Origin of the sequence: Burkholderia sp. 4M9327F10, assembly GCF_005503145.1 — a bacterium.
Classification (GTDB): domain Bacteria; phylum Pseudomonadota; class Gammaproteobacteria; order Burkholderiales; family Burkholderiaceae; genus Paraburkholderia.
In genome coordinates this window covers 135,358-149,645 of record NZ_SCNV01000008.1, presented here as the reverse complement: position 1 = coordinate 149,645, position 14,288 = coordinate 135,358, and the positions used below count along the sequence as shown (strand labels likewise).

The window sequence follows — 14,288 nt, the reverse complement described above, 5'->3', positions numbered from 1 at the left end:
AGCCGGGCGTGTATGCAGTAACCGCAATGGGGTGTGTCTCATGCGACGAGCTTCATCGCTTCGTCCCACGCGCGCTGCTTGAGGGTCGCGCCTGCACCGAACCAGGCAGCATCGAGCCGGTGATCGTCGCTGCGGGCGCGTCGATGGTGATCGCAATACTCGGTCACCGCGTTCAGTAGGCCCCATGCGGTGCCGGATGCGGACTGCAATTCCGCGCCCTTGCCACGTCCTGCATAAAGCTGGGCGACTGCCTTGATGGCGCGATCGTTGACGGTGGTCGCGTCGCGATCGGCCGGGCTCGTTGCGGAATAGGTGAGTACACGGCGCAGGAATTTCTCTGCTACCGCATCGGACACCTTGCGCTCGGACAACGCTTTCATCCGGACCATGAACGCGTCCCACGACGACACGGCAATGCCAAGCTGGCGCTTGACTGCCTGCGCATCGAACTGGCTGCGGTGCGGCACCTTGACGGCTCCTGCACCATCGCTGAGTGCGATGGCGAGCGTGTTGTTGCAGACGACGCGCACGGAGGTAAATTGCGCAGTGGTTGCCAGCGTGCCGTCGCAGGCAGTCGCCAGGAGGATGTAGCCGTTGACCTCGTCGCGTCCCTTGAGCGTGGCCGACTGCCCGGTCTTTGCGAGCGCCCAGAACTTGCGACCTTCCTTGAGTACGCCTGCCGTTTCCAGCTCGTAGCCACCGACTTCCGTCAGGTCCCGGTAGAACTCCAGAATCTCGGCGGGTTGAACGACCTGATAGCGTGACGACACGACCGACAGCGGCGCCCGGGTATCCGAGCGGTACAGGACTTTCTGTTCAGGGAAGGCGTGAATTGAACCGAGACCGGCGCGGTTGACTGCGCTGCCGGCGACAAAGCGCACTTCGGCCTCCTCGATGCTCCAGTCCATGCCAGCGGCTTTGGCCCAGACTTCGAGAGGTTGATTGGGAGCGAGCCTGTTGCCAAGGCCGTGCCACGGTTCCTGGCCAACGTAGGCCATTGTCTGAACAAGATGCATGTTGAACTCCGGGGAATTGAAAAGGCATAACGCCCGGCAGAAGCCGGACAGGTTTGGATCAGAGGAATGAAGCAGGGGGAGTGAAGCAAAAATCGAAGAGCGGGGGCGAATGACAGCGAGGACTGCTTTTACCGGACGCTGAACGTGTGACCGCAGGCGAGGCACTGGTGGTTGTCGAGCACGTTTTCGTCGATTGCAGCACCGACAGCTGAGCCGGCCGCGCATCCGGCAGCACTGCCGACAAGACCGGCAATCACTGCCCCGGCAAGGCCGCCAAAGATGGTTCCTATCGGACCTGCGATGGAGCCGACAACCGCACCGGTCTCCGCACCGGCGAGCGCCGCGGTCATTGCGCCCGTTGCGCCCGCCACACTGCCGATAGTGCTACCCGCCTTGCGAGCTCGGTTGCGCGTGTCGATGCGGGAGGACCGGCAATGCGGACAGCGCAGCGTGTCTGTCGGAGAGGACGGCGTCACGGTCGACGAAGGGGCAGTTGCCCGGTCGTGTGGTTCGTGGGTGAACGGGCCGAAAATGTCACGCAGCTCAGCCTGTAGCGCGCCGCGCGATTCCTCGTGCACTTCATCGGTATGCACTGGCGCAGTGATGGATGCGTACTGGTCGACGGACGGTCGCGCGGAATCCGGATCTTCGTCGATGCCGACGGGTGCGTGGCCCACGTGTTCGTGCCATTGAGGGTTGGTTTCCCATTCGTCCAGTCCGTCTGGTGCTGACGTGGCGTGCTGCGCCGGGCGGGCCCTGGTGGGCGCGCCGGTGGTAGAGGGCGGAACAGGCTGCGGGCGGTTGATGGTAGCGAGCGAGCGCAGACCAACGATAAACATGATGACGAGCGCGAGCGTCAAGACGCCGGGCAGAAGGAAAGGGGTGAGATTCATTTGTATTCCTGAGCGAAGTGCATCGGTGCGGGGATGCACCGGTGGAGCGGCTGTATCTGGCTGCGCTCAGGGAAGTCATATGTGGTTGAAAAATTTTGGATTCGACCCCTGCGATTTATTTCGATTCGCTAAATCATTAGACCCTGAAAAAAACAATTTTCCCGGCCATCAAACTGTCATCGATTCGGCGAAGGATGGGCGCTCAACGTCGATCGCTGGAGCACGATCATGCGGCACGCCATAATGGTTGAAGAAAAGAGCGGCGACAGGAAGATCCCGGTTGCGCAGTACACGCGCATGTCGACGGAGCACCAGCGTTACTCGACCGAAAATCAAACCCAGTTTATTGCCGGATTCGCCAGTGAACACGGCATGGAGATCGTGCGGTCGTACCAGGACGACGGAAAAAGCGGGCTGAGCATTGAAGGACGAAAAGGGTTAAAGCAACTGCTTGAGGATGTGCAGCGCGGGCAGGTCGATTTTGTCGCAGTACTCGTGTATGACGTCAGTCGCTGGGGCCGCTTTCCTGACCCGGATGAAGCGGCAGTCCATGAGCATACGTGCAAGAGAAATGGCATTCAGGTCATCTTCTGCGCGGAACAGTTTGGAAACGACACCTCGTTAGGTTCGACTCTGCTCAAGAGTCTCAAGCGCAGCATGGCCGCCGAATACAGCCGGGAACTGTCGGTCAAGGTATTTGCCGGCCATCGTAACCTTGTTCAGCGCGGGTATCGACAGGGCGGTGCGCCCGGTCTGGGCCTGCGCAGGCAACTGATCGACGAGCACCACAATGTTAAAGGGCTCCTCCACCGTCGTGACAGGAAAAACATCCAGAGCGATCGCGTCGTTCTGGTACCGGGGCCTGCCGAGGAGATTGCGACGGTACACCGTAGCTACCGATTGTTTCTCGATCACGGGATGCCGGAGCGCGTCATTGCATCATTGCTAAATCGTGAAAACGTGTTGACCGACTACGGTCGCCCATGGACCCGAGGAACGGTCCACCAGATTCTGACGAACGAGAAGTACATCGGTAACAACGTTTATAACCACACGTCTTACAAACTGAAGATTCAACATGTACGAAATCCACCTGACCAATGGATCCGCAAAGACGGCGCGTTCGAGTCGATCGTTCCGTTAGACTGGTATCTGAAGGTCCAGGCGGTTATCGCAAGTCGCTCGCATCATCTCGACGATGGTGAAATGCTCAAAGTGCTGGCGCAGATTCTGGAGAAGTGTGGGGCGCTGTCCGGTTTGATCATCGATGAGGAAGACTGCGCACCATCAAGTGCAGCGTATCGATCCCGGTTCGGTAGTCTGCTTCGCGCATACAACCTGATCGGTTTTCTTCCCGGACGCGACTACTCCTACCTCGAAATCAATCGGGCCCTGCGACAGCGACATCCTGAGGTATTGACGGAGATCCAGCGCGGCATTGAACAGGTTGGTGGTTTCGCTCATCGTGATCGCGAAACGGACCTTCTCAACGTGAACGGGGAGTTCAGTGCATCGCTCGTTATTGCGCGATGCAAGCTGACGCCAGCAGGAAGCTACCGCTGGCGGATCAGGCTCGATACAAGCCTCTCACCGGACATCACGGTCGTTGCCCGCATGAATCACGACAACACCGCGCCGTTCGATTTTTATCTCCTTCCATCGATCGACTTCACATCAGCGTTCCTTCCTTACGCCGAGTGCAACGGGTTTGCGCTGGATGCGTACCAGTTCGAGACGCTCGATGTCTTCTATCTTCTCGCGGCACGCGTGCCGCTCGCGGAGGCCGCATGAACAGCGAATCCGGACAGGTTGCGATGATTCCCGTCGATGCGATCACAGTGGTTAATCCGCGAGAGCGAAACAGGAAGGTTCATCGCGAAATCACCGAGAACATCCAGCGCGTCGGGTTGAAACGGCCGATCGAGGTGCGACGTATATCCGGCAACTCCGACAGGTACGCGCTCGTGTGCGGTCAGGGCCGGCTGGAGTCCTTCAAGCTCCTGGGGCAAACGGAGATCCCCGCCATCATTCTCGATGTCGATGAGGAGACCGGGTACATCATGAGCGTGGTGGAGAATGTCGCACGGCGAAATCCGCCTGCGAGCGAGATGCTCGCGCAGGTCGATGCGTTGCGCAAGAAGGGGTATTCAGACGGCGAAATCGGCAAGAAGATCGGCTACACGGCCTCATGGGTCAACATGGTGGGAACGCTGCTCGAGCGAGGGGAAAAGCGCCTGCTTGCTGCAACCGAAGCCGGACATATTCCATTGCACCTGGCGATCGACATTTCCCGTGCAAGCGATTCCGAGGCGCAGCATTTATTGCTTGAAGCTGTGAACAGGGGCGAAATCAAGGGAAAGAAGGTGACGACGATTCGCCGGCTTCTCCAGCAGCGCGTGCGGGTCGGCAAGGCAGTCGGGGAGCAGGCCGGGGGAAGCGCTAAACGAAAGAAGCTCAGCCCGGAAGATCTGATGCGGCTGTATCAGCGGGATGCGGAAAAACACAAGCTGATCCAGCTCAAGGCGGAGCGCGTGAGCACTTCCCTGCTCATTGTCAACGAGATTTTCAAGGAACTGTTCTCGAATGCGGAATTCGTCGGCGTGGTGAAGGCAGAAGGGTTGATGACCGTCCCCCAGCCATTGGCCGAGGCGGCTAACCGCGGAGGGCTCGTGTGATGGAAAAGTCTCGCACGAAAGTCGTGGAGTGCGGATTCAATCGCGAATGGTTTGACATACCGCTCGCGGTGCTCCACCCGTCGAAAGCGTTACCGGCCAGAGTGAAAGATAGCGCCAAGTATGCGCAGATCCGGTCATCGGTGGACGTAATCGGGCTGGTCGAGCCCGTTGTCGTTATCCCGCACTCATCCATTCCCGGTCATTTCTCGATTCTCGATGGTCATCTTCGCGTTGATGCATTGAAGGAGATCGGAAAGGTGCACGCCCGTTGTCTGATTGCGAAAGATGATGAAAGTCTCACGTACAACAAGCGCGTCAGCCGGCTGGCCGCGATCCAGGATCACCTCATGATTTTGCGGGTGTACGAAAGCGGCGTATCACTGGAGCGGTTGGCCGCCGCGCTTGGGTTGTCAACCAACACGATCAGGGACCGTTTCAGAATGCTGGACGGGATATGCGACGAGGCGATCAAACTGCTATCTGACAAACGGGTACCCCACCGCATTTTCAAGATCCTGCGTCAAATGAAGCCGTTCCGCCAGGTCGATGTGGTGCACGCGATGATTAACCTCGAAAACTATTCAGGAAAATTCGCACTGGCGATGCTTGAAACTACGCCAGACGATCAGCTTGTGGAGGGCCCGCGGGAGCGTGCGGCGAAGAGCGGGGCGCTGGAGGTAATCCGGCGTCTGGAACGCGAGCTGGCCGTGCTGCAGGCCGACACCAAACTGTTCGAAGAGAACTATGGCCCGGACAGTCTGAAGCTGGTGGTGATCAAAAGCTATGTTACCAACCTGCTCGACAACGCCCGCGTGGTACGGTGGCTGGCCCAGTTTCGCGCCGACTATCTGCAGCAGCTACAGGCGATTGCCGAGGTAAAGACGTTGACAACAGATAGCCGTGGCGAGAAGGCGGCCTGACAAGAATGGTGCGTGATAGGCAAGCTGCCGGGGACTTTTCATAAGTTCTTTTTAGAATTCGCGAAGCTGTCGTGATCGCTACGAAGCCTCAATCGCGAGAACACTGGCTGCCCGGACATCTGTTTCCATCGTCAAAATCCGGGGGCCTCGCTCGCAATTAACACACCGGAGGAGCATTACAGGTAAACATCGCACAACCCGATAGGGTAGCCATCAATACCAGCAACACCGCAGCCTCAATCAATTTCCTGACCATCACACCCTCCCAGTTTACATCTCGATATATGACGCCGACTGCGACGCCACCAGCTTCGGGGGCGGCGAACATTGACAGATACAAAGATCGTCGCTCAGCGCCGCTTCCCGGCCATCCGGTCCCGTGGTTGAGATGCGGGGACCGTCGCGCTGAATCTTGCCTATCGCCTTGCACACCGGACACCAAACCGGATCGTGCTCGTAGGCTTGCTCGCGGCCATTCAGCACGTCCTGCCCGTCGCCGCCCTGAACGATGCCGCCTACCGTAGTCGTGTCGCCCTTTACGATGTCGTAGCGTCGCATGTCATCCTCGCTCAAACCGCGCCAGGTCGCAGCCGCAAGCTGTTTAGTAGCGTATCCCACGTCAGAAGCGCCCCAGCTTCGTCTACAGGCGAAGTCGCCTGCTCCGGTGTCAAATCGGGACTGCTTGCGCCGAGTAGCAATTGAATAGCCGTATGCGGCTTTGCCAAAGTACTCGGGTCGCCTGGCGCGAGCAGATAAAAACGGTACGAGGTGATCTCCCCTTCCTTAAGTTCGAACACCACTTCCTCTGCATCCATCCCGGCGACGGTGCGCTTGCCCTGGCGCAAAATACGATAGTCGCCGGGCATCCGATCCATCTGGGCGCGCAATTGAGGCAGCGTCTTGGTCAGCGACTCTTTCTGATCCGTGTCCACCGCGTCACGCATCTGAATCACCAGAAGCGCTGGTCGTCCTGGCATCAGTGCGAACGATTGGCTGACCTCCTCGGTATAGGTCGACGAACCTGTGACGATCCCGCCGTCGAAGCAGAACCCCGACTCGGTTGGCACTGTCCAATTATCGCGCGCCTTGATGCGGCGAACCGTATCGTTATAGATTTCTTCGGCTCTATCAATCGCAGATGAACCAATTCCGCCAGTCGTATGAAAAATCGTATTTTCTTTGTAAATATAGCTCTCGGACTTGAAGGGCAGCTTTACATATTTTGCAACGCCATCCTGAAAGATGAACACCCTGGAGTCTTTGATCGGGGAAAAGGTCTTTTCCAATAATGCATGATCTGTCTCCTTCCCATTTCCAGGATCCGTACGCTTTTGCGTTTCTAAATAGGTCTCTCGAGCGTCAATTTTAGATCGATAAATTTCAAATGACTGGTTGTGTATCGTCTCCAGTTTGTCACCGCGGTATCCATAGCGTTGATTCGAAATCTCGCTCGCCACGGGCCGGTCGAATACGAAGCGACCGATGCACCACGGACGCGATTTGGACAGCAAGGGATTATTCATCGTCGGTTCCCCGGAAAACACAATCGAACAGGCGCACACGCTCAACACGAGCAACAGAAATTTCTGGACAAGTTTCAACATGACGGCTCCGGCGCATCCTGCGCGATCTGCACGACGCTGTAGAGCAGCGCCCAACGGGTCCACGGGTGGTCATAGCTACCCTGGTGATTGTAGCCACCCTGTACGAAAGCCATCTGCACGCCTTTAGCAGGATTACCTTTCACGCCCGGTCTCAGCCCGCGCGCCTGGGCGTCGGCCGACCACGTCGGCACCGTACCGTCACCTGCAATAATGCCGTTTTTGTTCGGGTCGGGGGCATCCGTGCCGGCGGGCAGCTTCGGTACTTTCTGTACCTCGAACTCGATGGTCAGGTCGCGCGATGCCAGATGTACTCGCACATTGCCCGTATGCGAATCGTGCAGGAGGGTCGCAGCGCTCAATTCTTTTTCCGACACTCCCGACGGCACATTCCCCGTCCAGATCACCTTGCCCCACGTCAATACCTTTGTGAGCGGCAGACCTTTTTCGATTCCCGGCTTGCCCTTGTCACTGCTATCCGTCGAAGCACCTGTTTGCGACTCTGGTTTTATGGCACCGTTGCCGTTGTACGCGACATATGTCTTGCCGTGATATGTATCTTTTATCTTGCGTTGCTTCTCGACAGCAGCTTGAACTGTTCCCCAAAAATTCTCTGTCACCGTTTCACCCTGCCCGGCTTTATCAAGTTGTTTCTTTAACGTTCCGGCCGGATCAAGTAATGCTGGGTCAGGCAAAAGGCCATACCAGTTCGGGTTGAGGTAGATTTCGTTGTAAGCGTCACCATTCTGCGGAAACTGCATCACCACTTCGCCATTGAGCCGCGAGAACACCCACCACGCTTCGCCGTTGTCGTAGTCGGGCATTGGGATCAGTTCCAGCGGCCCCGGTGCATTCGCCATCACCGCAATGAATTCGCCTGCGTCGCGGCCAACCAGACTGCCGTTGATAAAGCTGTTTATCCCGCCTTCGTTTCCCCCACCCGTGCGGAAACGTTTCGCCGCTACCGGCGCGCCCGTCGCCGGCTGCACGTTGTGAAATACCCCGTGCATCCAGTTTTCCGCCCCGTGCATCGCGATCGCCATCCGGGCCACCAATCCGCCCATCGAGTGCGTCAGGATGATCGCCTTGCCGGTATGGTTCTCCGCGCAAATTTCCTTGATCCCCATCAGCCTCGTCGTTTTCTTCGTCTTTGGATCGTAGTAATCGGACCCTTCGACGACCTGCTGCCCCGAGTCTGCATTTGACTGCAGCCAGTTGTAGCCGATGGCGTATACGCGATACCGGTATTTCGAGAAGCGCTTGAATGCGGCCGAATCCAGCGTAATTTTCTCGCCCGTGCCGTAGGCGCCGTAGTCGACCGGGTCCGTGTCGATCACTGGCTTGAGCGTCCACTTTTCGCCCGTAGGATCGGGTTCGACCCACGCACCATGCGGCTTGCCTAGCCGCATCGGCTGGTTCAACTGCTCTTCGAGCCACGCCAGCACGGGGTGATAGCTTGTGCGATGCACCGACCCCCACCCCCGCCGCCTCGCTTCCACTTCGTCCACGAACTGGTCGGCCGTATCGCCTTTGCCATGCTTGCCGACATTGATCGGGCCGAGCGGCGTCACCGCCGCCTGGGTCGGGTCGAACTGTGTTTCCCGCGATGACGCGCTCTTGAACCATAACCCAATCAACGCCGGGAGTGCGCCTACGCTTCCGAGCATGCCATCCGTGTTTGGCGCAAAGAACAGTTCGTCGCCGGTATCCTTGTCTGCCAGCAGCGACCCCATCACGCCCGGCAGGAATATCACCGGGATGATCGGTCGCACATCACACAACAGTTCCTTGCTGCGCTTGTCGCTCTCTGGCGTCAGTGTAAAAGTGCCATAGGACGAGCCGTCCGCGTGCGTGCGTCCGGTCTGCTGTACCACCTGCTGCTCGGCATCGTCATCGAATGGCGTGCCTCCCTGATTGCCCGTCTGGTTATCGCTCATCGTAGTTCGTGCAATGTGTGTCGATCAGTCAAAATGGTTCACGCGGATCCGCCGCCCGGGTTGGAGCCCGGCCGCAACGCACGCAGCATCACCGACTCAACATCCTGGCTCTTCTGCTCGGACACCTGTCCCAGTTCGTTCGTCGTTCCTGTCAGGCGTGTGCCATCGGCACGCACCAGCTCATAGGGGTGATTCTTCAGCACGTCGCCTGTAATGCGATCACGCAGCACGTAAGGATCGTTAAACTTGGTCTGCGGCAGGCTGTTCATATGCTCGGCAATCGAACTCGGTCCCTGCCGGCTGAACGACGCGGACTTGATCGTGCGCGCACCGCGCGTGCCGTCCTCGATACCTGCTGAGGTGATACGGATGTACGAGCCACCACACTTAAGCAGCAGTTCGGTCTTCGCGTCGATCTCGATGTTGCCGTTATTGCTCTTGAGCGTCAGGCCGAGTTCGGACAGTAATCGCAACTGGTCAGTGAGCGCCTGGATGTCGATCGCACCTTTCCCTGCAATCAGTCTAATGCCAGCGCGCTGGACGAACACGCTGATCGTGTCGGCGACGGCCGCCACCAGCGATTTGCCGACGGCCCAGTAAGTGTTCTTGCCGCTGACGAAGTTCAGGTGTTCGTCCGCAACGACCTGCGCCGAGGCGTGTGTAGTGAAGCCCATGCTCTCAGGACTCGATCCAAGCATGACGGGTTTGGCAAAGCCATTTGCATTTCCCGTCCCGCCACCTGCCGTGTTGCCGCCTTTCGTCACCCCCGCCTTGTTATTTTCGGTTGCCTTCGCGAACTGGGACAGTGCTTCCCGGCCGGGCTTCAGATCCTCGGCCTTGGCGGCCGCACTCGCGTCGGATAACGATTCGACCAGCAGATCCGCGCGCGACAGGATCTCGCGCGGCTGGGTGGTGTCGAGTGGCTGACCGTCGGCACTGGTTGGGTGCGTGCTGAAAAAGAGCCCCTCGCCCGCGTGGACTGCGCCCGCATAGTCGGTTCGTAACGTAAATCCGCTGCCGGTGTATGCGCCCCGCGAGTTGCCGTCCTGGACGATCTGGTACCCGACATGGAGCATGCTCATGCCATGGCTGCTCATGATTTGCATGCGGCTCTGGCCCGTGGAGTCATCCATCACGAGCTGGTTGTAGCCACCGCCACCGCCGTACTCCTTGGACTGATAGCCGGAAAGCAGCCCGTTTGAATGCCACTGCGGTTTCGCCGCGCCGTTGTACACGCGATGAAGCGCAATCGGGCGGTCGATGTCATTGCCGATGTGACCGATCAACAGTTCTTCACCTGCTCGCGGCATATGGACGCCGCCATAACCATCTCCGGTATCGGATTGCGCGACGCGCACCCAACAGGACGCACGCTCGTCGCCTGCGTTTTGCCGGTCCCAGATGAAGAGCACCTTCACCCGGTTCAGCTCATCGGTGTAGCACTCCTGGCCCTTCGGCCCCGCCACAATCGCCGATTCCAGCTTCGCTTCGGGCTTGCGATGTTCGCACGGACTGCGGTACGGCACCGTCGTGCGTTGCGCTTCGATGGAGACCCGATAGAACCCCGTGGAGCCGTCCGCGTGATTCACGCTGAACATCTGGGCAGGGTCCTCGGCGCGGGCCTGCGCGAGCTGATTGCTCAGGCTGTGCGGGTAGCTCGCTTCGTGCCCGGAGAGCGGAAGATTGTTCTCGATGGTCCAGTCAACCTCGATGCTCGCGAATTCGCGCTGGCCAGCGGCGTCCTGATCGTGCTCCGGATGACCGGTCAGCGTGAAGCGCCGCCCTGCATCCATCCCGCGCAAGCTACCCACACCGTGAAAGCGCTTGGCCTGCGACTCCCATTCCTCCATCCGGATCTTCGACAGGTGATCTCCGCGTTCCTGCTCTGGGTACGTATAGTTACCGGTGTACTCATAGACTTCGGTTTGCGGGGGCAACGCTCCCTGATTCTCCATCGTCGGAAACGACGTCCCTTTCGGATTGGAGGGTGTCGAAGGACTTTTATAGTCGAAGGTGCGTGTCGACAGCAGCACGGATTGCAGCGTCCGTGTACCCGACCACTGGGTGAGTGCGTCGGCCTCACTGGCCACGCCTGCCCGATAAAACCCAACCGCCGCAGGCGAGAGCGGTTCGAGCGTTTCAAGGCGGTCGGTGATGACCAGCGTGTGCGATTTACCGTCGGCAGCCTGCTGCCAGATGCCATACAGGCCTTCGGATTCCAGGAGCCGGTGCACGAAGTTCCAGTCGGTCTCGTCCTGCCGACAATAGGAGCGCGTCGGCAGCGGCTTCCACAACGCGAAACGGTACATCCCCTTCGCCTGTGGGTGCTGGTTGAACACGTCCGAGATGATTTCGTCTACTGCCTTGTCCTGCCAGTGCCGCTGGTCACGACGGAACTTCAGGAAGTGCATCCACGAGGAAAAGCACAACTGGTAGCTCGTGAGGGTGCCGTTAGCCCCTAGCCGGCGCGCAGTATGCACATAGCCGTGATGAGGCTGGTAGGATCCGTCGGCCTGCTGGATCCAGAGGGTAACGGCCTGGGCGATCAGCGTTTTGAGCTGGACGTCTCCCGAGGTGGACGCGCAGTCGAGCTGGAAAAAGAAATCGCGGCCGATCCGCGAGCGCCCGGTGACGCGGTGGGGCAGCAAGACATTATTGCCGGCCGGAGTATCAAGTTTCAGGAGGCGGCCCTGCTGCGACAGTCCGCCCGTTGTTGCCCCGATTACATCCCGCGTGCCCATACCGCCTCTCTATCTGATTATCCCTGTTTTCTCGCGCGATTTTACGTATGAAGATACTGCGAAAGCAATCAGGCGATTATCAGGAATTGCAAAAATGAAAATTGATTTAATGCGAAATGGATATTTAGGTGCGTGCCGGATTACAAGAGTTTCAACGCCGACCGGCCTGCACGGGCGGCAGGATCATGGCAGCGGCGGTGATGACCGCGCGCTATGATCGTCGCGATGTACGCGGTGAGCCGCTGTGTTGCGCCCTTTGTGGAATCGTTGATTCCGCTGACGGCCGAGTTGTTTTCGACTGGCGGCGCCTGCGAATATCGGTGACGGGGCAAGCTTGTTGTGCTGGCGCGACACATCGTTTTGATAGGTTGTAGCGCCGAAATGGCAGGCAAGATTGCTGACGGCGAGAGTCTCGCGCACGGCCACGCCCAACGAGCCTGGAAACTCGTGGGTCCTTACGGCAGTGGCAAATCGGCTCTCGGAATTTTGCTCGCGCAGTTGCTGGCGGGCAAGTCCTCGTACCCGAAAGCCTGGCAGGTTCTGCACAAGGCGACTCCCACGGTTGCGCGCCATTATCAGGATTGTGCCCGATACTCTCGAGCAATACCCATTGGTTATCCTAATGTCGTCGAGGCCGGGTGCGACAGAGCAACAGGGAGCTTTCAAGGAGCGAACAGGACTTCGAGCCGACTTCTTTTGCTTCGTCGAAAAGAACGAGATCGCTCAACAGATAACGCCGAAGCTCACACGCATGCTCGAGGGGTACGAAGGCAAGCAATCTTGGGCGCACATGTTAGACGAGTTCTGGCTCGGCGCGATTCGCGCTGCGACAACGCTGCGGCAGAACCTGTCGAAAATCGAGCCCTCGGAAATTGCGCTGCTCCATGAGGCTGAGCTTGCGGTCGAAGAGGCCAGGCTGCCCGATTACCTTTCATGGTTAGTCTCGGAGTCGCTCGCGAGCGGATTGCTAGAGGACGTAGGAGTTCGCGCTTTGGGGACGCAACTGCCAGACTTGATTGGGCACAGCGCGTTTCCCGGGACAGTACCCCCCAGCAGTCGACTGGCCGAAATGCACGTTCGCTCGGTGATGCGGCTCGACATCACAGATGACCTCCCCGAGACCAAGAATTCGCCAGTCCAGCTGGGTGATGTCTTCGCGCGATTGAATGCCGACGGCACACCGAAGGAGTTCCTTCTTGTGGTCGACCAGAGCTGTGACCTCGCAAGGCCCACCTCTAGTCAGAAGACCGCGGTGTTGTGCCTGCGTTGTACTCCGCAGGAGATCGGGGACGTGGCACTTGCGTTCTATCGGACGGCGTACGGGGCGGTCGACCTGGTCAGCATGGCCTTCGGTAAGACACATAAGTACTATTTGGCCAGTTGGGATTTCGTGAACCCCACGACCCCGGAATTGGCAGAGCTATCCCAGCGTAAGGGAGGTATCAAGCGACTGGCTCGATTGAAGCCCGTTGCGGCACTCGCACGCCAAGAAGATTTGACTCAGCGTGTGGGACGGATCGGTCAGCCTGTTGCGCCGCCGTCGGTGACAGCGTATCGCGTAAAGCTCGTCCTGATTGGCAAAAATGGGTTCCAGAAGGAATTTGATGCTAGTAAGGAACCTTGGGCTTCAGTCATCATCGTACAAGGGCGCCATCTGCCCAAGCCAGACCCTGCTGAGGGCGCCGCAGTTTCAAAGAAGAAGCCGCCGACAACTACGACCCTGAGCTTTACATCGGACTTCAGCGAATGGCTGTCGATCAAGATGGACCGAGCTCAGCTATCAGACGCCCAAGCTTCTAGTCAAGCCAGCCTATTGAAGCAGCACTTGACAGCAGGGACGGTACAGCGCGTGAGCTTCGAGGCCGGTTCGCAGATAGCAGCCAGCTTTGGACAGCTATGGAGAAAGGCGAGCCTCAAGAAGCCAACTGTGGCTTTCCACTGCGTCTTTGACAAGACCATACCGAGCGATCTGACGGACGCCATGATCGTGCTTCTCTTGACCCCGTACGAACAGTAGTGGCGAGTAAGCGGTGGATGGCATAGCGGGCGGATCGAACGGGCGAAGCGAACGACGGCGTTGGCCGACGACCTGTCGGATGTATCGGGAAATGGAAGGGCCTTTGCGCCGCACAAGCGGTCGTTGCGTTGGCTCCTCCCGAACCAGACGATGCCTGCAACGTGTTCGTGCCAAAAAGCGCTGCCTTGATTCTCAGGCTACAGGATGACAGCGTGTCGCCTTTCCGCAACACTGGTGCAGCGACCTAGTCGAGCCGGGCTGCGGATCATGGCGAGTTAAGTGTCTTCCCGGGGTGCCCGAGCAGGAGGTAGAAGTTGGGGGCACTTATGGGGGCATTTAGTTCGCTTGGATAGTGGGAGTGGCTGTTTTGGTGGTGTTGGGGCATTTAGTTTGATAGTCCTCCTCCCACCAGGAATTGCTTTAGAAACAACGCACTATGCCTCGCGGTGTAGTGCGTTGTTTTGCATCTGGATGCAGGTTTTTTGCGC

The 14,288-nt window shown here is 58.5% G+C and carries 10 protein-coding genes; 4 read left to right on the top strand and 6 right to left on the bottom strand.

The window, feature by feature from the left end:
- Nucleotides 1–38: 38 nt before the first annotated feature.
- Together FFS45_RS11220 and FFS45_RS42340 are read right to left on the bottom strand one after the other, a co-directional pair.
- The gene (locus FFS45_RS11220) at nt 39–1,016 is read right to left on the bottom strand and encodes a DUF932 domain-containing protein (protein ID WP_137954706.1); all 978 of its coding nucleotides are present in this window, start codon (nt 1,014–1,016) and stop codon (nt 39–41) included.
- Between the two features lie 128 nt (nt 1,017–1,144).
- Nucleotides 1,145–1,909, bottom strand: a complete 765-nt coding sequence (locus FFS45_RS42340) for a hypothetical protein (RefSeq protein WP_249362753.1) — start codon at nt 1,907–1,909, stop codon at nt 1,145–1,147.
- Between the two features lie 228 nt (nt 1,910–2,137).
- Here FFS45_RS42340 and FFS45_RS11210 point away from each other — a divergent pair, with 228 nt between their 5' ends.
- Genes FFS45_RS11210 through FFS45_RS11200 form a run of 3 tightly spaced genes read left to right on the top strand, consistent with a single transcriptional unit; the run spans nt 2,138 to nt 5,504 of the window.
- Nucleotides 2,138–3,700, top strand: a complete 1,563-nt coding sequence (locus FFS45_RS11210) for a recombinase family protein (protein WP_249362752.1) — start codon at nt 2,138–2,140, stop codon at nt 3,698–3,700.
- Nucleotides 3,697–4,584: a plasmid partitioning protein RepB C-terminal domain-containing protein gene (locus FFS45_RS11205; protein WP_137954705.1), complete on the top strand. Its 888-nt coding sequence runs from the start codon at nt 3,697–3,699 to the stop codon at nt 4,582–4,584. The genes FFS45_RS11210 and FFS45_RS11205 overlap by 4 nt, the downstream gene beginning before the upstream one ends.
- Nucleotides 4,584–5,504, top strand: a complete 921-nt coding sequence (locus tag FFS45_RS11200; protein WP_137954704.1) for a plasmid partitioning protein RepB C-terminal domain-containing protein — start codon at nt 4,584–4,586, stop codon at nt 5,502–5,504. The genes FFS45_RS11205 and FFS45_RS11200 overlap by 1 nt, the downstream gene beginning before the upstream one ends.
- Nucleotides 5,505–5,774: 270 nt before the next feature.
- Here FFS45_RS11200 and FFS45_RS11195 read toward each other — a convergent pair whose 3' ends face one another.
- Genes FFS45_RS11195 through FFS45_RS11180 form a run of 4 tightly spaced genes read right to left on the bottom strand, consistent with a single transcriptional unit; the run spans nt 5,775 to nt 11,783 of the window.
- A complete protein-coding gene (locus FFS45_RS11195; protein ID WP_137954703.1) occupies nt 5,775–6,062 on the bottom strand; it encodes a PAAR domain-containing protein in 288 nt (95 codons plus the stop codon).
- A gap of 11 nt (nt 6,063–6,073) precedes the next feature.
- Nucleotides 6,074–7,108 (bottom strand): T6SS immunity protein Tli4 family protein, encoded by a 1,035-nt coding sequence (locus FFS45_RS41695; protein WP_249362751.1) that lies wholly within the window; start codon nt 7,106–7,108, stop codon nt 6,074–6,076.
- Nucleotides 7,102–9,042: an alpha/beta hydrolase gene (locus FFS45_RS11185; protein WP_137954702.1), complete on the bottom strand. Its 1,941-nt coding sequence runs from the start codon at nt 9,040–9,042 to the stop codon at nt 7,102–7,104. The genes FFS45_RS41695 and FFS45_RS11185 overlap by 7 nt, the downstream gene beginning before the upstream one ends.
- Nucleotides 9,043–9,080: 38 nt before the next feature.
- Entirely contained in the window at nt 9,081–11,783 is a 2,703-nt protein-coding gene (locus FFS45_RS11180; RefSeq protein ID WP_137954701.1) for a type VI secretion system Vgr family protein, read from the bottom strand.
- Between the two features lie 562 nt (nt 11,784–12,345).
- Between FFS45_RS11180 and FFS45_RS11175 the strand changes: the two genes are divergently transcribed.
- Nucleotides 12,346–13,800, top strand: a complete 1,455-nt coding sequence (locus FFS45_RS11175) for a hypothetical protein (protein ID WP_171029628.1) — start codon at nt 12,346–12,348, stop codon at nt 13,798–13,800.
- The last annotated feature ends 488 nt before the right edge of the window (nt 13,801–14,288 follow it).